At 65.4% G+C, this 23,634-nt stretch carries 33 protein-coding genes; 30 read left to right on the forward strand and 3 right to left on the reverse strand.

Annotated features, from left to right (window positions below; translation table 11 throughout):
• The first annotated feature begins 138 nt into the window (after positions 1-138).
• The 15 genes from G5C33_RS10140 to G5C33_RS10210 all read left to right on the forward strand — a co-directional run bounded on the left by G5C33_RS10140 (position 139) and on the right by G5C33_RS10210 (position 10,143).
• Positions 139-585: a P27 family phage terminase small subunit gene (locus tag G5C33_RS10140; protein ID WP_165328811.1), complete on the forward strand. Its 447-nt coding sequence runs from the start codon at positions 139-141 to the stop codon at positions 583-585.
• The gene (locus tag G5C33_RS10145) at positions 560-2,389 is read left to right on the forward strand and encodes a terminase large subunit (protein ID WP_165328812.1); all 1,830 of its coding nucleotides are present in this window, start codon (positions 560-562) and stop codon (positions 2,387-2,389) included. The genes G5C33_RS10140 and G5C33_RS10145 overlap by 26 nt, the downstream gene beginning before the upstream one ends.
• Positions 2,390-2,405: 16 nt before the next feature.
• Entirely contained in the window at positions 2,406-2,609 is a 204-nt protein-coding gene (locus G5C33_RS10150; protein WP_165327102.1) for a hypothetical protein, read from the forward strand.
• A gap of 1 nt (position 2,610) precedes the next feature.
• A complete protein-coding gene (locus tag G5C33_RS10155) occupies positions 2,611-3,888 on the forward strand; it encodes a phage portal protein (protein WP_165327103.1) in 1,278 nt (425 codons plus the stop codon).
• Positions 3,854-4,747, forward strand: coding sequence for a head maturation protease, ClpP-related (locus G5C33_RS10160; RefSeq protein WP_165327104.1), 894 nt, complete (start codon positions 3,854-3,856; stop codon positions 4,745-4,747). The genes G5C33_RS10155 and G5C33_RS10160 overlap by 35 nt, the downstream gene beginning before the upstream one ends.
• A 12-nt stretch (positions 4,748-4,759) precedes the next feature.
• Positions 4,760-6,052 carry a phage major capsid protein gene (locus G5C33_RS10165; RefSeq protein WP_165327105.1) on the forward strand — a complete coding sequence of 431 codons (1,293 nt, stop codon included), beginning with the start codon at positions 4,760-4,762 and terminating at the stop codon, positions 6,050-6,052.
• 80 nt (positions 6,053-6,132) lie between these two features.
• A complete protein-coding gene (locus G5C33_RS10170; RefSeq protein WP_165327106.1) occupies positions 6,133-6,573 on the forward strand; it encodes an NAD(P)(+) transhydrogenase (Re/Si-specific) subunit beta in 441 nt (146 codons plus the stop codon).
• Positions 6,574-6,625: 52 nt separating this feature from the next.
• On the forward strand, positions 6,626-7,177 hold the full coding sequence (locus tag G5C33_RS10175) for a head-tail connector protein (RefSeq protein ID WP_165327107.1): 552 nt from the start codon (positions 6,626-6,628) through the stop codon (positions 7,175-7,177).
• Positions 7,174-7,569, forward strand: coding sequence for a head-tail adaptor protein (locus G5C33_RS10180; protein ID WP_165327108.1), 396 nt, complete (start codon positions 7,174-7,176; stop codon positions 7,567-7,569). Before G5C33_RS10175 ends, G5C33_RS10180 begins: the two co-directional genes overlap by 4 nt.
• Positions 7,570-7,579: 10 nt before the next feature.
• Entirely contained in the window at positions 7,580-8,083 is a 504-nt protein-coding gene (locus G5C33_RS10185) for a hypothetical protein (protein ID WP_165327109.1), read from the forward strand.
• A 1-nt stretch (position 8,084) separates the two neighbouring features.
• Positions 8,085-8,513, forward strand: a complete 429-nt coding sequence (locus G5C33_RS10190) for an HK97-gp10 family putative phage morphogenesis protein (protein WP_165327110.1) — start codon at positions 8,085-8,087, stop codon at positions 8,511-8,513.
• A gap of 2 nt (positions 8,514-8,515) precedes the next feature.
• On the forward strand, positions 8,516-8,908 hold the full coding sequence (locus G5C33_RS10195) for a hypothetical protein (RefSeq protein ID WP_165327111.1): 393 nt from the start codon (positions 8,516-8,518) through the stop codon (positions 8,906-8,908).
• 21 nt (positions 8,909-8,929) lie between these two features.
• Positions 8,930-9,382, forward strand: coding sequence for a phage tail tube protein (locus tag G5C33_RS10200; protein ID WP_165327112.1), 453 nt, complete (start codon positions 8,930-8,932; stop codon positions 9,380-9,382).
• Between the two features lie 3 nt (positions 9,383-9,385).
• Entirely contained in the window at positions 9,386-9,841 is a 456-nt protein-coding gene (locus G5C33_RS10205) for a hypothetical protein (protein ID WP_165327113.1), read from the forward strand.
• Positions 9,842-9,900: 59 nt separating this feature from the next.
• Positions 9,901-10,143 (forward strand): hypothetical protein, encoded by a 243-nt coding sequence (locus G5C33_RS10210; RefSeq protein ID WP_165327114.1) that lies wholly within the window; start codon positions 9,901-9,903, stop codon positions 10,141-10,143.
• Here the strand turns inward: G5C33_RS10210 and G5C33_RS10215 are convergent.
• Both G5C33_RS10215 and G5C33_RS10220 read right to left on the reverse strand, forming a co-directional pair.
• Positions 10,140-10,364 carry a hypothetical protein gene (locus G5C33_RS10215; RefSeq protein WP_165327115.1) on the reverse strand — a complete coding sequence of 75 codons (225 nt, stop codon included), beginning with the start codon at positions 10,362-10,364 and terminating at the stop codon, positions 10,140-10,142. The two genes, G5C33_RS10210 and G5C33_RS10215, sit on opposite strands and share 4 nt — an antisense overlap.
• A gap of 111 nt (positions 10,365-10,475) precedes the next feature.
• Positions 10,476-10,634, reverse strand: coding sequence for a ribbon-helix-helix protein, CopG family (locus tag G5C33_RS10220; protein WP_165327116.1), 159 nt, complete (start codon positions 10,632-10,634; stop codon positions 10,476-10,478).
• A 119-nt stretch (positions 10,635-10,753) separates the two neighbouring features.
• Between G5C33_RS10220 and G5C33_RS10225 the strand changes: the two genes are divergently transcribed.
• From G5C33_RS10225 to G5C33_RS10295, 15 genes are all read left to right on the forward strand, one after another.
• Entirely contained in the window at positions 10,754-11,017 is a 264-nt protein-coding gene (locus G5C33_RS10225) for a hypothetical protein (protein WP_165327117.1), read from the forward strand.
• On the forward strand, positions 11,014-11,244 hold the full coding sequence (locus G5C33_RS10230) for a hypothetical protein (RefSeq protein ID WP_165327118.1): 231 nt from the start codon (positions 11,014-11,016) through the stop codon (positions 11,242-11,244). Before G5C33_RS10225 ends, G5C33_RS10230 begins: the two co-directional genes overlap by 4 nt.
• A 79-nt stretch (positions 11,245-11,323) precedes the next feature.
• Positions 11,324-14,230, forward strand: coding sequence for a hypothetical protein (locus G5C33_RS10235; RefSeq protein WP_165327119.1), 2,907 nt, complete (start codon positions 11,324-11,326; stop codon positions 14,228-14,230).
• The gene (locus G5C33_RS10240) at positions 14,231-14,836 is read left to right on the forward strand and encodes a hypothetical protein (protein WP_165327120.1); all 606 of its coding nucleotides are present in this window, start codon (positions 14,231-14,233) and stop codon (positions 14,834-14,836) included.
• Positions 14,833-15,405, forward strand: coding sequence for a hypothetical protein (locus G5C33_RS10245; RefSeq protein WP_165327121.1), 573 nt, complete (start codon positions 14,833-14,835; stop codon positions 15,403-15,405). The genes G5C33_RS10240 and G5C33_RS10245 overlap by 4 nt, the downstream gene beginning before the upstream one ends.
• Before the next feature lie 5 nt (positions 15,406-15,410).
• Entirely contained in the window at positions 15,411-15,815 is a 405-nt protein-coding gene (locus G5C33_RS10250; RefSeq protein ID WP_407698081.1) for a DUF6950 family protein, read from the forward strand.
• A 4-nt stretch (positions 15,816-15,819) separates the two neighbouring features.
• Positions 15,820-18,036 (forward strand): phage tail protein, encoded by a 2,217-nt coding sequence (locus G5C33_RS10255; protein WP_165327123.1) that lies wholly within the window; start codon positions 15,820-15,822, stop codon positions 18,034-18,036.
• A gap of 108 nt (positions 18,037-18,144) precedes the next feature.
• Complete coding sequence (locus G5C33_RS10260) at positions 18,145-19,338, forward strand: hypothetical protein (RefSeq protein ID WP_165327124.1); 1,194 nt, start codon at positions 18,145-18,147, stop codon at positions 19,336-19,338.
• The gene (locus G5C33_RS10265) at positions 19,339-20,715 is read left to right on the forward strand and encodes a hypothetical protein (RefSeq protein WP_165327125.1); all 1,377 of its coding nucleotides are present in this window, start codon (positions 19,339-19,341) and stop codon (positions 20,713-20,715) included.
• Entirely contained in the window at positions 20,715-21,563 is an 849-nt protein-coding gene (locus G5C33_RS10270) for a hypothetical protein (RefSeq protein WP_165327126.1), read from the forward strand. The genes G5C33_RS10265 and G5C33_RS10270 overlap by 1 nt, the downstream gene beginning before the upstream one ends.
• Entirely contained in the window at positions 21,560-21,832 is a 273-nt protein-coding gene (locus tag G5C33_RS10275) for a hypothetical protein (RefSeq protein ID WP_165327127.1), read from the forward strand. Before G5C33_RS10270 ends, G5C33_RS10275 begins: the two co-directional genes overlap by 4 nt.
• Before the next feature lie 24 nt (positions 21,833-21,856).
• On the forward strand, positions 21,857-22,123 hold the full coding sequence (locus G5C33_RS10280; RefSeq protein WP_165327128.1) for a DUF7940 domain-containing protein: 267 nt from the start codon (positions 21,857-21,859) through the stop codon (positions 22,121-22,123).
• Entirely contained in the window at positions 22,113-22,748 is a 636-nt protein-coding gene (locus G5C33_RS10285) for a glycoside hydrolase family 108 protein (RefSeq protein WP_206518542.1), read from the forward strand. The genes G5C33_RS10280 and G5C33_RS10285 overlap by 11 nt, the downstream gene beginning before the upstream one ends.
• Positions 22,745-23,170 (forward strand): hypothetical protein, encoded by a 426-nt coding sequence (locus G5C33_RS10290; protein ID WP_165327130.1) that lies wholly within the window; start codon positions 22,745-22,747, stop codon positions 23,168-23,170. The genes G5C33_RS10285 and G5C33_RS10290 overlap by 4 nt, the downstream gene beginning before the upstream one ends.
• 16 nt (positions 23,171-23,186) lie before the next feature.
• Positions 23,187-23,336: a hypothetical protein gene (locus tag G5C33_RS10295; protein WP_165327131.1), complete on the forward strand. Its 150-nt coding sequence runs from the start codon at positions 23,187-23,189 to the stop codon at positions 23,334-23,336.
• On the opposite strand, the gene G5C33_RS10300 is transcribed toward G5C33_RS10295, so the two are convergent.
• A complete protein-coding gene (locus G5C33_RS10300; RefSeq protein ID WP_165327132.1) occupies positions 23,333-23,569 on the reverse strand; it encodes a hypothetical protein in 237 nt (78 codons plus the stop codon). The two genes, G5C33_RS10295 and G5C33_RS10300, sit on opposite strands and share 4 nt — an antisense overlap.
• Positions 23,570-23,634: the final 65 nt, after the last annotated feature.

The raw sequence follows: 23,634 nt of genomic DNA on the forward strand, positions 1-23,634 counted from the left end.
GCCGGATCACCCCTGGAGCGCAGCGAATCGAGGTGGAGACCCCGGGGGTGGGTCAAAACTTCAGCGAAGCTCGGCCCGGACACCGGTTCGGCCCTCCGTGCACACTGAGAGCGGTTTCAAAGTAAAAAGTTCGGGATGATGGCTGCGCGGAAAGTAGCGAAAAAGGGGGATTTCGGGAAGGGAATTGTGGAGCCGAATTGGTCGGTTCTGCTGTCGGACACGAACGAACGCAAAGCCGCTAAGGCGCATTGGAATTGCGTGACGGCAGAAATGGCCGATCGCGAGATCCTTTCGCCTTCGAACGGGCACGCGATCCAGCGGCTCGTGATCGCCTATCTCGTTTATGACCGCTGCGCGCGGCAAGTGGCGATCGACGGGCTGATTACCGAGCCGAACCCAGAAAATCCCAAGGCGATCGCGCGGCTGTCGATCCATTACAAGGCGCAGTGCGAGGCCGAGAAGACCGTCGAGCGTCTCGAGGCGCAGCTCGGGCTGTCGCCGGGGCGTCGGAGCCGGGTCGGCAAGGTAGCGAAGAAACGGGAGCGCAGCGCCGGTGCCGATGCGTTCCTCGGACCGAGGGCGTAAGTCGGCCCCGAAGACCGATCCGACGACGGCATGGGCGGAAGCGGCGGTTCGGGGCGACTTCGTCGTCGGCGACATCGTCCGCCACGCCGCGGAGCGCCATCTCCGCGACCTGAAGGACGCGCAGGCGCGGGGATATTATTGGCGGCCGGAGCTGGCGCAGCGCGCGCTGGACTTCTTTCCGTCGCTGTTCACGATCACGGACGGCCCCGCCGCGGGCAGGCCGTTCCACCTGTTGCCCTACCAGACGTTCTGCGTCGGATCACTGATGGGCTGGGTCAACGCCGACGGGCGCTGGCGCTTCCGATCGGCATTCGTCGAGACCGGCAAGGGGCAGGCTAAGTCGCCGATGATGGCCGGGCTCGGCCTGTACGCGATGGGCTGGTGCGGGTTTCCGCGCGCGCAGGTCTATTCGATCGCGGCGGACAAGCGAACGGCGTTCGTGCTGTTCAAGGACGCGGTGGCGATGTGTCGCGCCCAGGTGCCGGGGTATGACGAAGAGGAGACGCTCGAGGAACTCGGCCACGTCGTCATCCGGGGCGAGGGCGACAATGCGTGGAAGATCGAACATCCCGACACGCAATCCTTCTTCCTGCCGCTCGCCGGCGGCGAACAGCAATCGGGTCCGCGGCCGCGCATGGTGCTGGCCGACGAAATCCACGAATTCGACAGCGACGGCCAGATAGAGACCTGGCGCCGCGCGATCACCAAGATCGCGGGATCGGCGATGATGGTGCTGGGGACCAATACGCCGGCGACGTCGCAGCATGTCGGTACGTCCTATTCGGACACGGCGATCGCGATCGCCGAAGGCAAGGTCAAGGACGACACCGCCTTCTCCTTTGTGGCGCGCACCGACAAGAAAGACCGCGAAACGGTCTTCGACAACGAGGAATGCTGGGGCAAGTCGCTGCCGGCGCTCGGGATCACCTATCCCGTCGAGAACATTCGCGAGGAAGTACAGACCGCGAAGACGCGGCTGTCGACGGCGAGCTCGGTCAAGCGGCTCTATTTCGGCATCCCGACCGGCGCGGCCGACTTCTGGATCGCCGAGGACAAATGGGCGGCGATACTCGCGCCGATCGACGACGAGACTATCGCGGCGCTCAAGGGCTGCCCGTGCTGGCTGACGCTCGACCTGTCGAAGAAGAACGACCTGACGGCGCTCACCGCGACCTGGAAGGATGCGGACGGCATCCTGTGGCAAAAGACCTGGTACTGGGCCGCCGAAGAGGGAATGGAAGACCGGGCGAAGGCGGACAAGGCGCCTTATCCCGACTGGGTGAAGATGGGGCTGCTCACCGCGGTTCCCGGCACGACGATCGACAAGACCTTCATCGCGGCGCGGGTCGCGAAGCTCTGCGCAGAGCATGACGTCCAGGAGCTGGCGTTCGACCCGGCGCAGATCGCCGATTTCGAGACCGCCTGCGAGACGATCGGGTTTCCCGCCTGGCGCTTCAAGGGCCCGAAGGAGCCGCAGGGGCAGGGCCTCAAGATGGTGGTCCACGCGCAGGGCAAGCGCGTGATGTTCGAGGACCGGCAATATTGCATGCCGCGCTCGATCGAGCGGTTCGAGGACCGCATTCTCGAACAGCGGATCGTGATCGACGATTCGGCGGTCACCTACAGCTGCGCGGCGAATGCGGCGCTGGACAATGACGGGGCGGGCAACCGCTGTTTCGACAAGAAGCGCTCGCGCGGGCGCATCGACGGGATCGTGACCTGCGCGATGGGAGCGGGGGCGGCGGACAATGCGCCGCTCTCTACTGCCTCGGTGTACGAAAAGCGCGGCATTCGCCGCCTGTGATTGCGGAGATAGCCGGATGACGAATCGCGATCGTTGGATAGTCGTAAAACGCGCCGCCGCGCGCGTTGCCGGCACCTTCGATCGGCGCGACATGATGATCATCGCCGGAATTGGAGCGCTGGCGCACGGCGCGGGCATGGCATGGGAACCGGCGGGGTGGATCGTGCCGGGCGCGATCGTCACGGCGCTCGCCATGTTCGGCGGCCGAAACGCGGGCTGATATGGGTTTCTTTCCGCGCACCGGCTCAACGGCCGCGAGCGCCCCTCGCGCCGCTACGCAGTCCGCAGGCGGCGGGACCCTGATCGTCAGCCCCGAGCAGCTCGAGGAGGCGCTGCGCAGTGGCAATATCTCGGCGGCCGGCGAAGCGGTCACGCCGGAACGGGCACTGCGCGTAGCGGCGGTCTATGGCTGTGTGCGACTTCGCTGCACCGGGCCGGCGACATTGCCGCTCGACATCAAACGGCGCGTCGACGAACGCACGCGCGCCGATGCGTCGGACCATTTCGCATACCGCCTGTTTCGGCGGCGCCCCAACCAATGGCAGAAGCCGCACCAGTTCAAGCGCATGATGCAGGCGCATGTGCTGCTACGGGGTAACGCCTATGCGCTGAAGGTGCCGGGTGTTCGCGGGACGCAGGCGCTTATCCCGCTGCATCCGGGGCGGGTGCAGACCAAGCAGCTCGACGATCTGTCGATCGTCCACGACTGGACGCGCAAGGACGGCAAGAAGATACGGCTGCGCCAGGAAGAGGTATTTCACCTGTTCGGGCTGACGCTCGACGGAATCACCGGCGTGACGCCGATCACCTATGCCCGCGAGACGATCGGCACGTCGCTGGCGATGGGGCAATATGCCGGAAAGGTTCTCGGTCGTGGCGCTCGGGTCAGCGGCTCATTGCAGACCGATAACCAACTCAGCGAAACGGCATATGATCGCCTGAAGGAATCGACTGAGGAATTCCGCGCCGGCGGTGATCGCGAAGGCGACTTCATGATCCTTGAGGAGGGGCTGAAGTACGAGAGGATTTCGCTTTCGCTCGCCGATCTCGAATGGATCGACGCGCAGAAGCTATCCTGGGCGGAAATCGCCATGTTCTACGGCGTGCCGCCGCACATGCTGGGCATGACGGAGAAGTCGACGAGCTGGGGCACCGGCATCGAAGAGCAGCGGCAGGGGTTTCTCGACTTCACCGCCGAAGACGACTTCACGATGTGGGAAGAGGGAATCAACGCGGATCTGATCGCGGAGCCCGATGTCTATGCCCGCTTCAACCGACGGGCCTTCGTGCGCGGCAACATCAAGGCGCGCTGGGCGGCCTATGTCAACGCGCTTCAGTGGGGCGTCTACAGCCCGAACAAGGTGCTCGAGTTGGAAGACGAGAACCCGCGCGAGGGCGGCGACATTTTCTATCCGCCGCCGAATACGGCCGGCGACGCGAGCGCACAAAGCAAGGATGATGACGATGAAGACGACGCAGCGGCGAATCGTCAACGCTAAGGCGCGCCCCGGCGCTTTGCCGATGCCGGCGATGCGCGACGTTTCCGCGCTCACCAAATCGTCGGTACTCGACCGGTGGAGCGAAGATGCGGCGGGCATTCGCGCGGTCGCCGCCGGAGACAACGTCATCACCATGTTCGACATGATCGGCGAGGACTTCTGGACCGGTGGCGGCATCACCGCCAAGCGCGTCTCGGCGCAGCTACGCGCGATCGGCGATCGGCCGGTCGAAGTGCAGATCAACAGCTTCGGCGGCGACATGTTCGAAGGCATCGCGATCTACAATGTGCTGCGCGAGCATCCGCAGGAAATCACAGTCAAGGTGATGGGCATGGCCGCGTCGGCCGCATCGATCATCGCCATGGCGGGCGACCGTATCGAGATCGGCGCCGCTTCGTTCATCATGATCCACAATTGCTGGGTGCTGGCGATCGGAAACCGGCACGACATGGCCGAGACGGCTGAATGGCTGGCGCCGTTCGATACGGCGATGCGCGACGTCTATGCCGCGCGAACCAGTCAGTCCGCCGATGCGATCGCGGGCTGGATGGACGCCGAAACCTTCATGTCCGGAAGCCAGGCGATCGAGCGCGGATTCGCCGATGCGCTGTTGCCGGCGGACCAGGTCACCGACGATCCCGAAGCGAAGGCGAGCGATCGCAAGGTCAACGATCTGCGCGCGATGGAGCTGCAGCTCGTCGCCGCGGGATGCACGCGCACCGAAGCGCGCGCGAAGATCAACCGCATCAAGGGTGAAGGCACGCCGGGCGCTGCCGATCCCGACACCCCCACGCCGGGCGCTGGGGATCCGCAACTGGCCGGCGCGCTTGCCGTCCTCCTCAGCACAATCCGCTCATAGGGAGCAAATCCGATGAAGAATCATTCCCGCGCCGCGCTGCTCGCGGCCGGCGCCGCTGTCGTGCGCACGCCGCGTGCCGTCTGTGCGACGCCGCGTGCCGATGCGACCGATCCGAAGGAAATCGTCGCGCAGATCCAGCAGGCGTTCGCCGCCTTCAAGGAAACCAACGAAAGCGAGCTCAAGAGCAAGGTCGACGACACCCTGTTCGGCGAGAAGATGGGCGAGATCAACACCAGCATCACCGATCTGACGGCCGCGCTGGAAAAGGCGCAGGCCGATATCGCCGCGGGCAAGGTCGGCGGCGCCGGCGACGACATCTCGGCCGAGGCGCGCGAACATGCCGGCGTGTACAACAGCTGGTTTCGCAAGGGCACCGAACCGGAAAGCATGCGCGACCTCGAGGTCAAGGCCGGGCTGACGACCCAGTCCGACCCCGATGGCGGCTATCTCGTACCCGAACAGATGGAAGACACCATCGACCGTGTGCTCGGCACCGTTTCGGCGATCCGCAGCATTTCGCGCGTGGTGTCGGTGTCCGCTTCGGAATACAAGAAGCTGGTCAATATGGGCGGCGCGGGCGCCGGCTGGGTCGACGAGAAGGACGAACGCCCGGAAACCGCAACGCCGATCCTGCGCCAGATCACGATCAACAGCGGCGAGCTTTACGCCAACCCGGCGGCGACGCAGACGATGCTCGACGATGCGCGGTTCGATATCGCGCAGTGGCTGGCGGACGAAGTCTCGATCGAATTCGCCGAAGCCGAAGGCGCGGCGTTCGTCAACGGCAACGGCAACAAGAAGCCCCGCGGCTTCCTGCAGTACGATACCGTCGCGAACGACAGCTATGCCTGGGGCAAGCTCGGCTTCGTGAAGACCGGCGCGGCCGCCGCTTTCGCCACCGAAGACCCGACCGACGCGCTGCTCGATCTCTATTATGCGCTGCGCTCCGGCTATCGCAATGGCGCGACGTTCGTCACGTCGGACGCGGTGATGGGCACGATCCGCAAGTTCAAGGACGGGCAGGGCAACTATATCTGGGCGCCGCCGACGGGTGTCGACATGCCGGCTACCATCCTCGGCAAACCCGTGGTCACCGACGACAATATGCCGGCGCTCGGCGCGGGGAACTTCCCGGTCGCGTTCGGCAATTTCCAGCGCGGCTATCTGATCACCGACCGGTTCGGCGTCCGCACGCTGCGCGACCCCTATACGAACAAGCCGTTCGTACACTTTTACTCGACCAAGCGCGTCGGCGGCGGTGTCTCCAACTTCGAGGCGATCAAGCTGCTCAAGTGCAGCACCTAGGCCGGGGCGCAACTCCGACCGGATAACCTGGCGGCAGGTGTTCGCCTGCCGCCCACCATCTTCATATCGAGGAATTCACGATGAGGGACATGCATTCCGGCATGCTTGCCGTCTCGGCGATCGGCGCGGCGGCGCTCTCGGCCGACAACACGCCCGCGGCGATCGACCTGCAGGGCTATAACGCAGCCGAAATCCTGCTGGCGATCGGCATCGGCGGCATCACGTTCAGCGGCACGAATAAAATCGAATTCGTGCTGACGCACAGCGACGACGACACGACCTATACCGCGGTCGACGCCGAAGACATGCTCGGCCTCGAGACGGTCGGCGAGGGGGGCATCATCAAGGCCCTGACATCGGCGCATGCAGCTGCGGATGTCTATCGCTTCGGCTATGTCGGCGGGAAGCGCTATCTCAAGCTCCTCGCCGATTTCAGCGGCACGCACGGCAGCGGAACGCCGATCGCGGCGGTCGTACTCAAGGGACGCGGTTATAATCAGCCTGAGGTCGATCAGGCCTGACGGGTGAGCGTCGGCGCCGTCGTGCGTCGGCGTACCTGACGGAGCGCCCTGCATGTCCGGTTTCATCAGCCTCGACAACGCCAAATTCCAGTTGCGACTGGAAGCGGACGATACGAGCCAGGACGTCTATCTCGCCGATCTGATAGCGACCGCCGGGAAGCGCATCGAGAAAAAGACGGGGTTCGTCTGCCCGCAACGCATCGACGAAGCGTTCGTGTTCGATGGGTTCGAAAAGGAGCTGCGGCTCCCGCTTCGGCCTGTCGATCCGGACAGCATCGCGATCGCCTATATCGACAGCTCGGGAGAGACCTCGTCTTTCGCCGACTTCCGCGTGTTCGTCCGCAACGGGTACACGCGGATCGCGCCTGCGTTCGGGAAGTGCTGGCCGGCAACCTGGTGCGCGCCGGCGGTCGTGACTGTCACCGCCGACGTCGGCTTCGTGGACGAGGACGACGCAGCGATTCCGGACGATCTGAAGCACGCGGCGCGGCTGATGCTCGGAAGCTGGTACGAAAACCGCGAGGAGGCGGTATTCGGATCGGCGCGATCCTTACCCGATGGCGCCGCGGCGCTGCTCGAGGACGAGCGTTCGAGGCGCGTGTGAGCCGAACGAGGATCCGCTCCGGCAAGCTCGATCGGCGTATTCGCATCGAGCGGGACGGGGCGCCTGTGCATGACGGGTATCGGCAGACGCCCGGCGCGCCCGTGGTGCTGGCGGCGCGGTGGGCGGAATATCTGCCGGGCTCCGGTTCGGAACCGTTCGAGGATGCGGCGAAGCAGGCGGAGGTCGACGCGGTGTTTCGCATCCGCTGGGACGCGGCGCTCGATCCGAACCGGACGGGCGAACCGCCGGGGATCAATCCGCGCGATCGCGTGCGGTTTCCGGCGACCGAGGACGGGCATCTCTACGGCATCGTGCGCGCGGTCGAGATCGGGCGGCGCGAGGGCATCGAAATCGCGGTTTCGGGCCGCGCCGATCTGATTTCGGAAAATTGAGGAGACGAGAATGACGCTTAAGGCGACGCTAAAGAGCAGCTGGCGTGTAAAAGAGACCGGCAGTCCCGACCAGGGCACGTCGGCGCATGCCTATGACGAGACCGCGACGCTGCGGCTTTCGGAGGGCACCGGCGCCGGGCAGGCGAATACCGAAATCGCGAAGGTCGGCACGATCGCCGCGTCGGGAACGCTCAATCTCGACCTGGCGGGCGGTGTCGAGGACGGGTTCGGCAATACGGTGACCTTCACCGCGGTGAAGGCGCTCCGCATTCGCGCCGATGCCGGCAACACTAATAATCTGGTCGTCGGCGGCGCGGTTTCGAATCCCTGGACCGGGCCGTTCGCGGACTCGAGCGACAAGATCGCGATCCCGCCGGGCGGCATGCTCGAGCTGCGCAATCCGGGCGCGGCGGGCTGGGCGGTGACCGCCGATACCGGCGATATCCTGCTGCTCGCCAATTCGGGCGCCGGAACCGGCGTCGGTTATCGCGTCGAGATCATCGGCGAGGGCTGATATGGCGAATGACACGGTGCGCGTTCACGGCTTCGCCGAGCTGGACCGGGCCCTGGACGTCGTGGGACAGACGCTGTTTCCGATGACGGTCGCCAGGGCGCTGAAAGCGGGCGCGCAGGTCATCGTCGACGAGGAAAAGCGTCTGGTTCCGAAAAGAACCGGGCAGCTCCGCGACAGCATCGTCGCCGATATGGAACCGACCAACAGCCCCGAATGGAAGCATGGCGCGTTCGAGGTCGACGGGATGACGATCTATATCGGCCCGACGCTGCACAAGGGCTGGTACGGCTATATGGTTGAGATGGGGCTCGGCAAAGGCGGCCCGCATCCGTTCGTCAGGCCGGCGGTGGACAACAAGGGCAAGGAAGCGATCGGCGTGGTCGCTTCCGAGCTTGGCGCAACGCTCGTGCGCGTTCTGAAGACCGTCTAGCCGTGAGCTTCGAAACCGCCGTATCCGCCCGGTTTCTGGCGGATGCGGACATGACGGCCGCGATCGGCGGGCGCGTCAACTGGCAGGTCCGCGCGCAGGGCAATCCGCTGCCCGACATCACGCTCGATATCGTCAGCGATGCGCGGCCGCAGCATTTCAAGGGGTTCGAACGGGTCCGGCCCACGCGCGTGCAGGTGACGGTGCGCGCGGCCGATCCGGCGAGCGCGGTGCGGCTGCGCGACCTGGCGATCGAAATATTGGTGCCGCCGGCGATCGCCGACGGCGTGAAATTCCAGCGCGCGCAGGACGTGCAGGTCCGCACCGGCTTCGAGCCCGGGCCGACCGAGGACGCCTTCGGCCAAATCCTCGACCTCATCCTCATTCACAACGGCTAACCTCCAAAGGAGCAGCATCACATGGACGCGAACGGCAACAGCGAAGCCCGTATCGCCTGGGGCAACGAGTTCTGGCTCGAGGATACGCCCGGCGGCACGCTCACCGAACTGGGCGAAGTGACCGGCATCCCGACCGATTCGGACGAAGCCGAAGAAGTCGACGTCACGCATTTCAAGTCGCCCGAGCGGCGCCGCGAGACCAAGGCCGGGCTTTCGACGCCGAGCAGCGGGGATCTGATGATCAACTATCTGCCGGGCAGCCCGACCGAGGCGATCCTGCGCCAGGCCGCAGCCGATCGCCTGGTGCGCGCCTATCGCGAGATCATTCCCGACGAAGCCGGCGATGCCGACTGGCAGGTCGACGGCTATCTGTGGGTGAAGTCGCGCGGCCGCCCGCTCGAGGTCGGCGGCGTGATGCGGCAGACCATCAGCGTCAAGTTCACCGGCTCGCGCAGCGAACAGGCGGCGTCGTAAGCCATGAAGGGCGAAATCGTATTCGACGCGCTGGGCAAGCGCTGGACGCTGTTTCTCGGTAATGCCGCGCAATGCGCGCTCGAGGAGCATTTCGACAAGGGCTATTTCGCGATCGTCGCCGACGCGGTGCCGCTCGAGGCGATGGGCGCGGATATGTCGCCTGAGGCATTGAGCGACCCCCTGGCGATGATCAAACTCGCCCGCCAGTTGCGGCAAAGCGCTCTCCGCGAGATCGCGTGGTTCGGAATGAACCCGCAACACCCGGAGCTGGAGGGGCCGCTGGATATTAGCCCCATCATCGACGATGTCGGGCAGGGCGCGTTCGGCGAGTTGCTCGGCCGCGCGATCGCGGCGACGCAGGACGGCGGCGGGGAGGGTGGCGACAAGGCCGCCCCGGGAAAGCCCAAGCCGCGCCGGAAGCCCGCGACCCGCGCGCGAAAACCGACTGGGACGGCCTAGTCGAGCAATGGTGCTGGCTCGGCCTTTCCCCCACCGAATTCTGGTCGGGGACGCAGGCGATGTTCGGCGCGGCGACGCGCGGACGCCTGGCGGCCGCCAAATATGACCGCGAACTGGCGATGTCCGGTGCGTGGTGGACCGAATATTTCGCGCGGCAGGACCCGCTGAAACCGCTGCAGGACTATCTGCGCAAACGCGAACCGGCCAAGCCGCAAAGCCCGGCGGAACGCATCTCGCAATATCAAGCGATGAAGGCCAACGGCATCGACGTGACGATCACGCGCGTGCCGCGAAAGCGCTAGACGCAGTCGCGGATATGGTCGCGGGCGGGCTTGTGCATCATCAGCATCTTGCGCACCTCGATGCGGTTGGGTTCGCCGTAGAGGATCGAGACGGCAAAGCCACCGACCATGATGTCGCGGCGATCGGGGCCGTTGATGACCGTGGGGTGGCCATAGGCACTGAGGCTGAGCGCAATGCACTGTTCGAGCGCGTCGGGCGTTTTTTCGCTGGTGAGCTGCATGACGGGATCGTTGCGAAGTATGTCTTTCGCCGAACAACCAGCGAGCAACACCAGTACAGCGCAAATAGCGAATCGTCGCATCACTTCCCCCTGTGCTTGGGAGGAACTTGGCTATTTCCCAGCCTCGGAGTCCAGCCCCTTTCGCACGAGGCGGCGGATCGCCTCGGCGCGCGACGGCAAATCCGGCTGAAGACGGCGCCATTCATCCAGCGTTTCGATGAAGGCTTTGTCGCACCTGATCTGGACGAGCTGATCTAGATTACCTGCCATTTGCAGGTTGTGCCGTAATCATTCTTGCATTGCAATAATACGTGTATTACAAAGTGCGAGCCGTGAGGGTGTTGGAGCACCCATCACGGCCCTAACTCGAACAACGGGAGGCAAGTCCCATGGCCCAAGCTGACACGGCCTATAGCGCATTCGACCACGCGAACGACACGCATTTCAGCATCGCCGAATTCGAACTCTACAAGCTGCGCCAGATCGCGCTGGCGCTCGATACGCTGGGCGACATGGCCGACGCGACGCATCATCAGGAAAGCGTCGAGCTTTCGGATCAGGGCGTCGCGGCGGTGCTGCGTACGGTCGGCTATGCGCTGGAAGGCGTGATCGCGACGGGCGAGCTGGTGTTTCCGCGCCGGGGATCGGCATGAACGCGGCGGCGCCGATCGCGGTCGCGCTTGACGACATGCAGCAGCTCGAACTCGACCAGTTGCTGACGGCGATGCAATATTGCGCGCGGGCATGGGCGAATGCGCGGGAAGAGGATGCCGACGCGCCGATGCTGGCGGAAACCATCGCGATGATGGCGGTTTTCGCCGAGCGGCTGGACAGCATATTGTGCGAGCGAGTGACGCTCGACACGGCACGAGCCGACTGAAACGCGCCGCAACGGCGGCATGGTGACAATATAAGGGCGTCCGGGAAACCGGGCGCCCTTTCGCTTCGGGAGACACGGGATGCAGGCATTGCTCGCATCGCTGGTGGTCTCGCTGGGCGTGAAGGACGGCGGCTACAAATCGGGCATGGCGGCGGCGCGCGCCGAAGCGAAGAAGACCGGGCAGGATTTCGAAAAGGCCGCCGATGTGATGGGCGGCGCGATGACGAACGCCGCCGGGACGATCCGGAGCGCGGCGAACGACATCAACGGCGTGTTCGGCAGGCTGCAGGACGCGGTGGAAGGCGTCGCGCGCGGCTTCGCCGATATGGGCAAGCGAATGACGATCGGCATCAGCGCGCCGCTGGGCGTGGTGGCGGGGCTTTCGATCAAGGCGGCGAGCGACGCGAAGGAACTCCAGTCCGCCTATGAACAGACGTTCGGCGCGCTTTCGGGCGTGATGACGCGCTGGGCCGAGGAAAGCGGCGACGCGCTCGGCCGATCGACGCAGGCGATGCAGCAGGGGGCGATGGCGTTCGGCCAATTGTTCAACGCGGCGGCGCCGACGCGGGCGGCGGCGGCGGCGATGTCGCAGCAGTTCACCGAGCTGGCGCAGGACGCGGCGAGCTTCTTCAACACCGATTTCGATACGGCGTTCGGCAAAATCCGGTCGGGGCTGACCGGCGAGGCCCAGCCGCTGCGCGATTTCGGCGTGTTCCTGAGCGAAGCGGCGGTGCAGGCCAAGGCCGTCGAGATGGGGCTGGTGAAGAGCGGCGAGAAGGTCAACGAATACGGGAAGATCATGGCGCGGGCGGCGCTGATCACCGAAGGGCTGTCGGCCGCCAGCGGGGACATCGTCCGGACGCAGGACAGCTTCGCCAACCGCGTGCGCAAGGTGAACGAGCGGCTCGCCGAGCTGTCGGTGGAAATCGGCGAGCGATTGCTGCCCATCGCCGAAAAGGCGGTCGGCGTCTTCGACGGCATGCTGAAGTCGGTGCAGGCGCTGCCGAAATGGGTGAAGGACCTGGCGTTCAATCTGGCCGCCGTCGCGGCGGCGACGGGGCCGGTGCTGGCGGCGCTTTCGCCGCTGGTGCTGATGATCCTGCCGCTGTTTCTGGCGCGGCTCAATCCGATCTTCCTCGCGATCAGCCTGTTGGCGAACCCGGTCGGGACGCTGGTGGTGCTGCTCGGCCGACTGGCGCTGTCGTGGACCGTATTGGGCCGGGCGATCGCCGCCGTCATTCCGTGGCTGCTCCGGTTCCTGGGGCCGGTCGGCATCGCGATATCGGTGCTGACGATCCTGATTTCGCTGCTGACGCGCACTTCGGACGCGACCCGGGCGCTGGAACAGGCGCAGCGCGACGGCGAAGCGGCGCAGGATCAGGCGATCGACCATATGAACCAGCTCGCCACGGCGACCGGGAAGGCGCGCGTAGCGCTGCAAAAGCTGATCGAGGAGAAGAAGCGCGATCAGCTTATCTCCCTGCGAGAGGCGGAGGGAAAGCTCTACGCATATGGCGAAGAAGTGCGCCGCCTCCGCGCGCAACGCCTCGACCAGAGCAACAGCAATCAGCGACGGCTTTCCAGAAGCGCGGCATCGCGAAATTCGGGCGTCGATTCCCAAATTCGCGGCCTCCAGCAGCAGATGAAGGTCGAGCTCGCGAACATCGAGGCGGCAAACAGGGTTCTCGCGATTTACAACCGCCCGCCGGAGACCGGGGAGCGCGACTACACGGTCCCGAATACATCAACGACCAGCACCGCCGGAGGCGGTAGCGATCCGGCGCGCGATGCCGAGCAGGATCTGGCGCGCTATCTCGACGAGCTCGAAGACCTGCGCGTCCGCGAACTCGAGGCGCTGGCGGACCTTACGGGCGGCATCGATGCCGAATATCGCGCGCGCAGTGCGCGGCTCGATGCCGAGCGCGCCGCCTATGTCCGGTCGCTCGCGCTCGATGAGGGGCTCAACGATGCGCAGCGCGCCGAACTGCTCGCGGCCAAGGACCGCGAGCTCTTCATGCAGCGGACGATCGTCGAACAGGACCGCAACGCCGCGCTGGCTCGCGAGAACAACGCGCTGTTCGCCGCTCAGAACGACGCGCAACAGGATGCGCTGCGCGCCCAGATCGATCTGGCCGAAACCGCGAAGGACCGCCGCCGGCTCGAACTGCAGCTGCTCGGCCTGCAGAAGCGCCAGGAGGGGGCGCAGCTCGATCTGATCATGGCGACGGAAGCGACCAGCTCCGCCGCCTGGGAAAACGCCCGACAAGCCAAGCTCTCGCTCGACCAGCGCTACGCGGTAAAGGCCGATCAGATCCATCGTCAGAACATGACGCCGATGGAGGCCTATCTCGACAGCCTGGAGATGTCGGCGGCGGAAGTCGGCGAGGCGATCGAGAATTCGGCGGTGTCGGGGCTGCAGCGAATGAATGACGCGCTGCGCGAATCGATCACGTCGTTCCTGAAGCTGAAGGGCGCGGCGGGCGCGTTCGTGAACACCGTGCTCGACGGCATCCTTCAGATCGCGATCCAGCAGCAGATCATCAAGCCGATCGCCAATGCGCTGTTCGGCGGCGGTGGCGGCGGCGGCGGCGGACTTTTCGGATATCTTGGCGGCTTGCTCGGCGGCAGTGGCGGCGGGGGCGGCGCGTTCGGGGCGCTGGGCGGCATGTTCGGCGGCGCCGGCGAGTCGCTTGGGGTTGCCGGCTTCGGCGGACACCGTCGCGGCGGCGGCCGCGTGACGCCGGGGAGCTGGTATATGGTCGGCGAGGGCGGCCCCGAGCCGTTCATACCCGACGTGCCCGGCACGATCATTCCGAACGGCGCCGGCGGACGGCGCGGCGACACGACGAACAACTATTTCAGCGGCAATCTGTTGACGCCGGAATTCTGGGCCCAGATCCAGGCAATGGACCAGGCGGCGGCCGAAGGCGCCGTCGTGCGGACCGAATCGCGCGCGACCCGGCGCCAGCAGCGGGCGATTCGTTGAATGGCGGCGTTCAACCCGGTCGACCTGACCGCGATCAAATGCCGCGAGGCGACCGGCACGCTGCAGGATTTCGGATCGCTGCAGGAGCCCGAACATGGCGGGCCGAGCTTCAAGATCGACCGTCTCGGAGGTGGCTTCGCCATCGCCTTGACGATCCCCTATGAGCATATCGAGCCCGATGGACGCCGATGGATCGCCCGCCTGCAGACGGCACGGCGGCTTGGCGCGCGTGTCGAATATCCGCAGCTCGACCTCAATGTCGGCGCGCCGGGAAATCCGACCGTGGACGGTTCTGCCGCCGGCGGAACGACGTTGCCGGTCACGGGAGCGACGCCGCGCTACGCGGTGCGGGAGGGTCAGGCGCTCAATGTCGTCAAGGGCGGGCGCTCCTATCTCTATTTCGCCGCCGCTCAGACGATCCTCGACGGGTCGGGAGAAGGCGACATCCTGCTCACCACGCCGCTGCGCACACAGCTTGCCGGCGGCGAGGGGATCAATCTCGGGAAGCCGATCCTGGAAGGCTGGCTCCAGGGCGACAATTTCAGCTGGACGCTTGAACTGATCCGGATGGTGGGCCTCAACTTCACGCTGAAGGAACGTGCATGACGGCACTGCATCCGGCGTTCGACGCCGAGCTCGCCGGCGATCGCGCGACGATATTCGGCGCGCTGCGCATCGCACTGCCCGCCGCCACGTTGCGCTTGCTCGACGGTTCGGCGGAGATCGATATCGATGGCGAAACCTATGCCGGCGAGGACGCGGTGCTCGGAAGCTGGGATTCGATCGAGGAATTCGAAGACGGTACGGGCGACGAAGCGCCGGGGATAACGGTGAAGTTGCTTCCCGCGAGCGACAGCGCGGCGGCGACGCTGGCCGATCCGGCAGTGCAGGGATCGCCGGTGATGATCGGCATCGCGGCTCGCGACGATGCCACCGGACTGGTGATCGGCGAACCCGAATGGTTCCTGTCCGCAGAGATCGACGTTCCGGTGCACATCGCCGGACGCGAGCCGCGCGTCGAATATGACTGCGTCGGAGGAATGGAAAGCCTGTTCTTCAACGACGAGGGTATTCGCCTGGCGCAAAGCTTCCACGAACAGGTCTGGCCCGGCGAGCTCGGTCATTCGCATGCCACGGGCGTGACGGAAAACGTGTATTGGGGCCTCGAACAATGAAGACGATGGTCGACCGCCGCGATGCGACGCGGCGAACGATGGATCGCTTCCTCGGACGGCCGCATGCACTGGGGTCCGCCGATTGCGGGAAAATGGGTATTTTCCAGCTCCGGCAGATGGGAAAGCGGCCGCGGATCGGGGCTGGTGGAACCTGGAAGAGCCGGCTCGGCGCGGTCCGCTTCATGAACGCGCATGGCGGCAGCATGGCCGCTTGTCTCGACGGGTGGGGCTTGCCGCGCATTCTGCCCGCCGAGGCGCTGATCGGCGATCTGATCGAAATGCCGGGAGAAGCGCCGTTCGGGGCGATGGTGGTCTATCTGGGCAATCAAAGCGCGCTGGGCTGGCACGAAGAGGCCGAGGGATGCGCGGTGCTCCGCGTCCGGCACCCGCTTCGCGCCTGGAGGCTGTGACGCAATGGGGAAGGTGCTTAGGATCGCGGGGACGGTCGTGGCGATCGCCGCGGCGATTCCCTCGGGCGGCACATCGCTTCTGGCGGCGGGCCTGGGAATCAGCGCGACGGCGGCGTCGGCGATCGCGCTCGGCCTCAATTTCGTTTCCGCGCTGACCGCGAGCGCTCCGAGCGCGAGCATCGGCGGGGCGCAGACGCAGTGGTCGGCCGACCCTGATGCCCCCGCGCCGATCGCGTTCGGACGGACGCTGGTCGGCGGCGAAATCCGCTACCGCAAGGGTCACGGCAAGGCGAACAAATACGAGACGCGTGTCACGATCCAGTCGGCTTGCGGGCCGATCCACAGTTTCGAGAAGGTCTATGCCGACAAGGCGGCCGTCACCTTTTCGGGGCAGACGGCCTCGACGGGGAAGCTGCACAATCGCTTCTGGGAAGTCCGGCAGCTCGGCGCCTGCCCGGAGGCGTCCGCGCTGGTCAACCAGATCGGATATCCGCCGGCATGGACGAGCGCGCACAAGCTCTCGGGCTATGCCGCCTCGATCGACACCTTCCTGTTCGACGGGAAGGGCGACGATACATTCACGCAGATCCCGCAATTCGCCTGGTTGTTGAAGGGCGTCAAACTCTACAAGCCGCGGCTCGATGCCAGCATGCCGGGCGGATCTGGCGGGCACAGCGTTGCCAACGAAGCAACGCGCGAATGGGGCGAGAACCCGTGGGACGGCGCCGTCACCTGGGCGCTGGGCTGGCATCAGGGCGCGAACAACATCCGCGTCGGCGGTGTCGGCATGCCGGTGGCCTCGATCGACATGCCGGCATTCATGGACGCCGCCAACGTCGCCGAAGCGAACGGGTGGAAATTCGGCGGACAGGTGACGACAGCCGACAGCAAATGGGACGTGCTCAAGGCAATCTGTCAGGCGGGCGGTGGCGAACCGATCAGAAGCGGCGCGCTGCTCTCGTGCATCGTCAATACGCCGCGCATTCCGATTGCGACGATCACGCGCGCCGACGTGATCGGCGAGGTTTCGATCCGCACCGCGCAAACGCGGCGGGAGCGCCCGAACGGGATGATCCCGCGCTACCGCTCGGAAGATCATTTCTGGGAAGTCGTCCCGGCGAGCGTTGTCCGGAACGTGACATATCTTGCCGAGGACGGCGCGGCACGCACGCGGGAGCTTCCACTCCCGCTGGTCCAATGCACGGCCGGCGAGGATCCGACGCAGGCCGCCCAACTGACCGCATATGCGGTCGCCAACGCGCGCGAAGCAGGTCCGATCGTCATTCCGCTCAAGCTTCGCTGGTTCGGCTTCAAGACTGGGGACTGTTTGACGATAGACAGCGGCTATTCCGAGATGGGGTGGCTTGCCGGAAAGAATGTGGTCGTCCTCAGGCGGCAGCTCGACCCGGCAACGGGCGGCGTGACGCTGACGGTACGCACCGAAACCGACAGCAAACACCCCTGGGCCCTCGGACAGACGGGTGTCGCGGCGCCCACCACCGGAGTGCCCGAGCTTCCCGATCCGACGGCGCCGGAACCGGGCGAATGGTCGCTGCTGGGAACCGGGATCGCCGGCGACGGAAGTGCCATTCCTGCGCTCAAATTCTTCGGAGCGGTGGATGGCGGTGTCGCAAGAACGATCATCTTCGAATATTTTCAAGGCGACGAGCCGCCTTCCGATCCCGATAACTGGGTGCCGGCGGCGCAGCTGGGCGGCGCCACCACCAGCTTCACCCTGACCAGTGTCGGCGCCGGGCTCAGCTATATGGGCGCGGTCCGCTACGTCTATGAAACCGGTACGAGCGATCGCCTGGTGCTTGGCCCGGTAGTCACCGGCACCGATGCGAACGTTCTGCAGGCACTGATCGTCGACAGCTGGACCACCGGGCTCTCGCTGTCGGCCACCGATGCCGGGACCGACGCGACCATCACGGTGAGCGCGCATCAGCGCAGCTATCTCGATCGCGGACCGATCGACGTCGATGCCGGCAGCGTATCGGGCCTTGCCTATGAGACGCAATATTTCATCTGCTACGACGACGCGGCGCGGGCGGGCGGGTCGGTCTCCTATCTGGCGGTCACCGACATCGCGGATGCCGGCCCTACCAGCGCCCATCCGGGCCGGCATTATGTCGGCTCCGTCAGCACCCCCGCCAGCGGCGGCGATCCCATTGACGGCGGCGGCGGCCCGCCGCCGTGGAAAACCGACCCGGCCCTCTAGGAAAATTCAGACATGGCGATCAATCCCGCCGTACAGCCCATCAGGGCGGTACGAACGCAAACGTGCATCCGGAACTTCTTTTTCGTCGGCCGCGATCTCACTGCGGACATGATCGCTTTCTATTTTTTGCAGAACTGGGACAATGACGCTGCCAACCCGCAATTCGGCGGTGCGATCACAGTCACGCCGAACGGCAACGGCAGTGTCGTTACCAAGGGCACGCCGACAATCGAAGGCGGCGTGACGACGACGCCGGTAACGCTTCGGATTTCCGAATCGGACATGGCGTCCGTGCCCGCTGCGAAAGAAGCCGGTGAAGACCTGGCCTGGAAATGGTATTGCGTCATCACGCCGAGCGGGGGCGACACGCAGCGATATGTCGAGGGCCCGTTCGTCATTGGCGGATCGCTTGCCGGGCCAGGCTCGGAAACCGCGTCGACTGTGACGATCGTCGACGAGACTATCACTGTCGAGATCGACGGCGCCGCTGAACTGGGGCCGATGCTGGCGTCCACGCTCGGCGCCAAGAAGGCGGCGGAGGACGCAGCCACGCTGGCCGGAAGATATGCCAATGCCGATACCGACGAGGATATTCCGGGCGCCTCGGCGGGTGAGCGCGGCGCGAAATTCTATCGCGACAGAACGCAGGCCATTTTTGCCTCGGGCGCCGGGTCTCTGCCCTATGGCGAAACCAATGTTGGAGCGGCGCTCGACAAGCTGCTCTATGTCGGCCCGGCGATCACGGCGCTTTCGGTGGCGCCGGCAACGGCCGAAGTCGGGCAGTCGGTGGACCCAACGATCAGCTATACCGTGACCGGGCCTGTGACGGCGCAGACGCTCAACGGCGATGCGGTTTCGACGGGCAGCGGATCGACCGGAGATACCGGCGTCACGGCGGACAAGAGCTACACGCTCGCGGTGACCGATGGCGATGCGCCTGCCGGAACCGACAACGGCGACAGCGCAGCGGCCAGCATCACCTTTCTGAATCGTCGCTATTGGGGCGCGTCGGACAGCGCGACGCTGGACAGCGCGGGCGTGGTGGGGCTGGCCTCATCCGAGCTGAGCAATGCGCGGGTCAAGGCGCTGAGCGTCGATGGCGGGGCCGATCCGGGCAAGTACATCTTTTTCGCCTATCCCGCCGCGCTGGGCGATCCGGCATCGTACAAGATTTTCGGTTTCGACGAAGAGCCGATCAAGACGACCGTGAGCGTCACGACCGCCGCCGGCGCGACACTCGATTACATCGTGCTGCGCTCCCCCGAAAAGCTGACCGGCACTGTTCCCGTGGAGATTGGATAAATGGCGCGTGTCCCCAGCAAGCTGGTGCCCGGCGGTGCGTTCAAGGTGGTTGGCGCGGATGACGTCGCGGAATCCGACACCCGCAAATTCCAGCAGGTCGGCGCGGTGTATGATGCCGAACTGTCCGGCGCTACCGGGCGCGAAACCACAGCCGAAGGCGTCGACATCGCCATTTACAGGCCCGACCGGGTCGAAATGCCGCAGCCGGTGCAGCTATCGGGTGGCCGCTGGCGCGGCCCCGGTGTGATCGATCGCCCGGGCGCGGTATATGATGCCGACCTGCTCGGCCTGCCCGAGCCGGTGTTGATCGACAGCGCGGGGCGGATGCAGGATCCTGCGCCCGAACGGCGCGGGCAGCGTTTCGATGCCGAGCTGGCCGGCGTGCTCAATCCTGTTCTCGATGATCGCGGCCGCATGCAGGCGGCCGAAGTCTGGCAGGAGGACGGGCCGGTTTCCGCGATCACGATCATTGCCGACAGCTTTGGCGAGGATGCCAGCGGGCTGGGCATCGAACTGCCCGCGCGGCTGCCCGGGATGCTTGCCTACAAGAACGCGATCGGAGGGCAGCGCATCGGCCAACTGGCGATGCGGCTTGCCCTGAAGCCGGTTACGGGCGTGTTCGCCGGCGACCAGGTGGCGGGCAGCGGCGCAACCGCCGTGACCGGGCTCTACATCCTCGACGGTGCCGCGAACCGCACGATCGCGGCGATGACCTATTCGACCGACGGCACACCGATCCTCGGTCGGCTTTCCTTCACCGGCGGCGCCGCAACCTATGCGTTCACGCCCGCGCATGCGGGCACGACCTGGGATGTGCCGAACCCGGCGGTGATCGAGCCGCTGACCGGCGTTTGCGGCACGCCGCTGCATTATCTGCGCCGGACGGTCGGCGTGATTATCGGCGGGCGCAACGACGTCGGCAAAACCGGCGCCGCGACGAATGGCGGCGCCTATGATTTCGCACAGGTGATGGACGATGCGCGCGCGCTTGCCGGCTTTTTCGACGGCGGTCGGTCGGTCATCATCGGGGTGGCAAACGGAGTTGTCGACAAGGCAGAGGCGGATGGCGGCAGCGCGGGCATCGATGCGGCGGGCAGCGAGACGCGACTGCGCCAGGTGGCGCAGATCAACGCCGGTCTGCGCGCGGGCCTGTATGATCGACTGATCGACACGATGGGCCTTGCCGAAGCCTTCGGCGCGACGGCGGCCTATGCGCCGCAGTCGACCGCATTCCAGGTGATCGTTCCCGACTGGACGATCGACGGCGACGGCCTTCACCCCGGCCCGGCGATCGGTGCCGCGGCCAATCCGCTTTCCGGCAAACCGATGCTCGCGGACGCGGGTGCGGCGCTTCTCTTTGCAAAAGGATATTTCTGATGGCTTTCGGAACCCCTGCTTATCCGACGATCCGCGATGGCGTGACCTATTCCGGCGCGCCGTTCAGTCCCGACCCGATCGCGCGGAAGATTTCGGGCGTCGCTGGGTCGTTCGACTTCAAGAGCTTTTTGACGCGCGGCGATCGGGAGAACGGTGCGCTGGCGCTCAATGATACGCTTGCGGACATTTGCGGCGGTGCAGACGCGATCGTCACCAACGCTACCAGCTTGTCGCTGAGCGACGATGGTCTGGTGATCGGCAGCGACGGGCTCAACCGCTATGTGCAGTTTCCCGACTCGTGGAAGTGCCCGGAGGACGAAACCGGGTGGCTGATGCAGATCGTGTTCAAGCACGATGCGGGGCACAGCTACGGCAATTCGAAGACGATCAGTATCGCCGGATGGGGGTATCAGCTCGGCGCGGAAATGCAGACGTCGATCCAGTTCTTGACGTCAGCCAGCGGAGTTCTGCAATCGTTTCGCGGATACACCGATGGGGGCAATGTCGAGTTCCCGAATACGCTCGCTCTGACCGACGGGAAATTCCACCTGCTTTCGGTGGGCGCGAAGATCGTCGGCGGGCAGATCACGCGATATTTCGGGGTAGATCGCGCCATCGTCACGGCGCCGCCGGCGGCGTTTGACGGCACGGTCAATCAGCCGGTCAACGCAGGAGCGCCCGGGTACGTCCTTGGCGGCCTGGCCGGATTCTCGGGCGCGGCAGTCGGTACTGTCCGGCATGCGCGAATGTGGCGCGAATCGCTGGTCGATAACGGTGCCGATTATGACATCGTCGACCTGATCCACCTTAGCCACACCGAGCTGACCGCAGCGGGTCGGCTGGCGTGACCGAAGCGCGCGGCATCGGCAATATGACAGAAGGCAAAGTGACGCGCGTCGAATGGGGCGTGATCGCGTCGCTGCTCGTCTCCGCCCTGACGCTCGCCTTCACCTTCGGCATTCTTTACGGCAACGTTCAGCGCAATGAACAGCGGATAGAGACCGTCGAAAGCAAGGTCGATGAAATGACTCTGCGGCTTGGCTCGATCGACGCCAATGTCGATTTTCTGGCGCAGCTTGCGCGGGAAGAACGGGCGCGCCGCGACGCCGGTCGCTGATTTTTCGAATCGAAGGAGAACCCTATGCTCCAAGCATTTTGGGGCCGCGTTCGCGCGTGCCTTGTCGACGACTGGCGTCAGGCATGGCGATGGTGGTCGATCCGTCTGGGCGCGGCAAGCGGTCTGTCGTTCCTGCTTTCGACGGCGGAGCCATTGCTTTCCGCGTGGAGCCTGTTGCCGCCGGAAAGCCGCGGCCTTTTGCCCGAGACGTTCCGGTGGATCGCTCTCGCGCTCGCCGGGTTCGCTTTCGTTGCCCGCATCCTCAAGCAGAAGGAAAAGGATGATGTCTGATTCCGAGCCAACCGATGGATCGCGCCGGCGCACCGGCGGCGCCGCCATCGTGACAGCAGCCGCCGCGGCGATCATCGCGGCGCTCTTTCACGTTGAAGGAGGATATGTCGATCACCCCGACGATCCGGGCGGAGCAACGAACCACGGCATAACCGAACGGGTCGCGCGCGACCACGGATATGACGGACCTATGGCGGCGCTGCCGAAGGAAACCGCACAGGAAATCTATTTCGACGACTATATCGCCGCGCCGGGTTTCGATCGACTGCTCGAGATTTCTGTTCCCGTCGCCGAGGAAGCGATCGACAGCGGCGTGAATGCCGGACCCGCGATGCCGTCGCGATGGTTCCAAATCGCACTGAACAGCCTGAACCGGCAGGAACGCGATTTTCGCGACATTCGCGTGGACGGCCGTATCGGCCCGGCAAGCCTGGCGGCATATGCGGCGCTCGAGCGCGTGCGAGGCAAGGCAACCGCATGTCGACTGGTCGGGCGGCTGATGGACGCCCAACAGGCGGGCCATTATCTTTCGCTCGCTTCGGGCAACAGCCGGTTCGAGAGCTTCATGCCGGGCTGGATCGACGCACGAATCGGCAATGTTGATTTCGAACGGTGCTACCGATGAAGCTCGCTGACCTGGTGCCGCGCGCGGTCGCCGCGATCGCCGCATTGCTCGCCGTCGGTTTTCTGATCTGGTGGCTGTTCGTCCGGCCGTACTCGGCCGAACAGGCGGCGGTCGGCGCGAAGGTGGATGCGAGCGTGTCCGCGCGCACCGCGGATGCTGCCGGCGTCGCGCTGGATACACGCGTCGAGGTTTCGACCGAACATGCCGAGTCCGATGCAATCACCGAGGAGAATGACCGTGCGATCCATCAGGCCAACGGCGCTGAGTTGCCGATCGGTGGCGACGTTGACGATGCTGGCCGCCGCGCTCTGTGCCTGCGGGCCGCGTACCAATATTCAGCTTGGTGCGTTGCCCTGTCCGGAGCTGCTCCGCGCGACCGGGCTTCTCGAGGAGACGCCGGGAGCAACGCCGCCGTCGAATGACAGTTCGGGTGAGTGGGTGGCGTTTGGCGACCGCCAGACCGGCCAGCTCGACAAGGCCAATGCCGACAAACGCGGCGCCGACCGGTTTCTGACCGAGTGCGAGCGGCTGCAGGCGGCGGCCGAGGCCGAGGCGCGGCGGAAGACGCGGTTTCTCGGAATATTCTAGGCGTTGGTGTTGATCGGTGGCGCCTGATGCACCGTCATGTTCGCCGACATCAGTTTATGCGCGATCGTCGCGCCGAAGGCGTCCTCCGCGACCTCGCGTTCGTCGAGCTGTCTCGAAAGCAGCGCCTGGCGCACGGTGCGCGGCACGGCCTTGACCGCCAGCGCGATATGAAATGCCAGTTCTTCCTCGCTGAATATCTGCGGTTCGCGCATCGGGCTCGCTCCGTTCGGCATTTACATCGGTCGACCACTGCAAATCCAACATTGCAAGCCGGATGGGGTATCGCCTGGGGTATCGG

Source organism: Sphingosinithalassobacter tenebrarum, from assembly GCF_011057975.1.
In the GTDB taxonomy this organism is placed as follows: Bacteria; Pseudomonadota; Alphaproteobacteria; order Sphingomonadales; family Sphingomonadaceae; genus Sphingomonas; species Sphingomonas tenebrarum.

What these genes read in the sequence shown, in the direction of transcription:
- G5C33_RS10140 (WP_165328811.1), top strand. Translation starts at nt 139, where the DNA reads ATGGCTGCGCGGAAAGTAGCGAAAAAGGGGGATTTCGGGAAGGGAATT.
- G5C33_RS10145 (WP_165328812.1), top strand. Translation starts at nt 560, where the DNA reads ATGCGTTCCTCGGACCGAGGGCGTAAGTCGGCCCCGAAGACCGATCCG.
- G5C33_RS10150 (WP_165327102.1), top strand. Translation starts at nt 2,406, where the DNA reads ATGACGAATCGCGATCGTTGGATAGTCGTAAAACGCGCCGCCGCGCGC.
- G5C33_RS10155 (WP_165327103.1), top strand. Translation starts at nt 2,611, where the DNA reads ATGGGTTTCTTTCCGCGCACCGGCTCAACGGCCGCGAGCGCCCCTCGC.
- G5C33_RS10160 (WP_165327104.1), top strand. Translation starts at nt 3,854, where the DNA reads ATGAAGACGACGCAGCGGCGAATCGTCAACGCTAAGGCGCGCCCCGGC.
- G5C33_RS10165 (WP_165327105.1), top strand. Translation starts at nt 4,760, where the DNA reads ATGAAGAATCATTCCCGCGCCGCGCTGCTCGCGGCCGGCGCCGCTGTC.
- G5C33_RS10170 (WP_165327106.1), top strand. Translation starts at nt 6,133, where the DNA reads ATGAGGGACATGCATTCCGGCATGCTTGCCGTCTCGGCGATCGGCGCG.
- G5C33_RS10175 (WP_165327107.1), top strand. Translation starts at nt 6,626, where the DNA reads ATGTCCGGTTTCATCAGCCTCGACAACGCCAAATTCCAGTTGCGACTG.
- G5C33_RS10185 (WP_165327109.1), top strand. Translation starts at nt 7,580, where the DNA reads ATGACGCTTAAGGCGACGCTAAAGAGCAGCTGGCGTGTAAAAGAGACC.
- G5C33_RS10190 (WP_165327110.1), top strand. Translation starts at nt 8,085, where the DNA reads ATGGCGAATGACACGGTGCGCGTTCACGGCTTCGCCGAGCTGGACCGG.
- G5C33_RS10200 (WP_165327112.1), top strand. Translation starts at nt 8,930, where the DNA reads ATGGACGCGAACGGCAACAGCGAAGCCCGTATCGCCTGGGGCAACGAG.
- G5C33_RS10205 (WP_165327113.1), top strand. Translation starts at nt 9,386, where the DNA reads ATGAAGGGCGAAATCGTATTCGACGCGCTGGGCAAGCGCTGGACGCTG.
- G5C33_RS10210 (WP_165327114.1), top strand. Translation starts at nt 9,901, where the DNA reads ATGTTCGGCGCGGCGACGCGCGGACGCCTGGCGGCCGCCAAATATGAC.
- G5C33_RS10215 (WP_165327115.1), bottom strand. Translation starts at nt 10,364, where the DNA reads ATGCAGCTCACCAGCGAAAAAACGCCCGACGCGCTCGAACAGTGCATT.
- G5C33_RS10220 (WP_165327116.1), bottom strand. Translation starts at nt 10,634, where the DNA reads ATGGCAGGTAATCTAGATCAGCTCGTCCAGATCAGGTGCGACAAAGCC.
- G5C33_RS10225 (WP_165327117.1), top strand. Translation starts at nt 10,754, where the DNA reads ATGGCCCAAGCTGACACGGCCTATAGCGCATTCGACCACGCGAACGAC.
- G5C33_RS10230 (WP_165327118.1), top strand. Translation starts at nt 11,014, where the DNA reads ATGAACGCGGCGGCGCCGATCGCGGTCGCGCTTGACGACATGCAGCAG.
- G5C33_RS10235 (WP_165327119.1), top strand. Translation starts at nt 11,324, where the DNA reads ATGCAGGCATTGCTCGCATCGCTGGTGGTCTCGCTGGGCGTGAAGGAC.
- G5C33_RS10240 (WP_165327120.1), top strand. Translation starts at nt 14,231, where the DNA reads ATGGCGGCGTTCAACCCGGTCGACCTGACCGCGATCAAATGCCGCGAG.
- G5C33_RS10245 (WP_165327121.1), top strand. Translation starts at nt 14,833, where the DNA reads ATGACGGCACTGCATCCGGCGTTCGACGCCGAGCTCGCCGGCGATCGC.
- G5C33_RS10250 (WP_407698081.1), top strand. Translation starts at nt 15,411, where the DNA reads ATGGTCGACCGCCGCGATGCGACGCGGCGAACGATGGATCGCTTCCTC.
- G5C33_RS10255 (WP_165327123.1), top strand. Translation starts at nt 15,820, where the DNA reads ATGGGGAAGGTGCTTAGGATCGCGGGGACGGTCGTGGCGATCGCCGCG.
- G5C33_RS10260 (WP_165327124.1), top strand. Translation starts at nt 18,145, where the DNA reads ATGATCGCTTTCTATTTTTTGCAGAACTGGGACAATGACGCTGCCAAC.
- G5C33_RS10265 (WP_165327125.1), top strand. Translation starts at nt 19,339, where the DNA reads ATGGCGCGTGTCCCCAGCAAGCTGGTGCCCGGCGGTGCGTTCAAGGTG.
- G5C33_RS10270 (WP_165327126.1), top strand. Translation starts at nt 20,715, where the DNA reads ATGGCTTTCGGAACCCCTGCTTATCCGACGATCCGCGATGGCGTGACC.
- G5C33_RS10280 (WP_165327128.1), top strand. Translation starts at nt 21,857, where the DNA reads ATGCTCCAAGCATTTTGGGGCCGCGTTCGCGCGTGCCTTGTCGACGAC.
- G5C33_RS10285 (WP_206518542.1), top strand. Translation starts at nt 22,113, where the DNA reads ATGATGTCTGATTCCGAGCCAACCGATGGATCGCGCCGGCGCACCGGC.
- G5C33_RS10290 (WP_165327130.1), top strand. Translation starts at nt 22,745, where the DNA reads ATGAAGCTCGCTGACCTGGTGCCGCGCGCGGTCGCCGCGATCGCCGCA.
- G5C33_RS10300 (WP_165327132.1), bottom strand. Translation starts at nt 23,569, where the DNA reads ATGCCGAACGGAGCGAGCCCGATGCGCGAACCGCAGATATTCAGCGAG.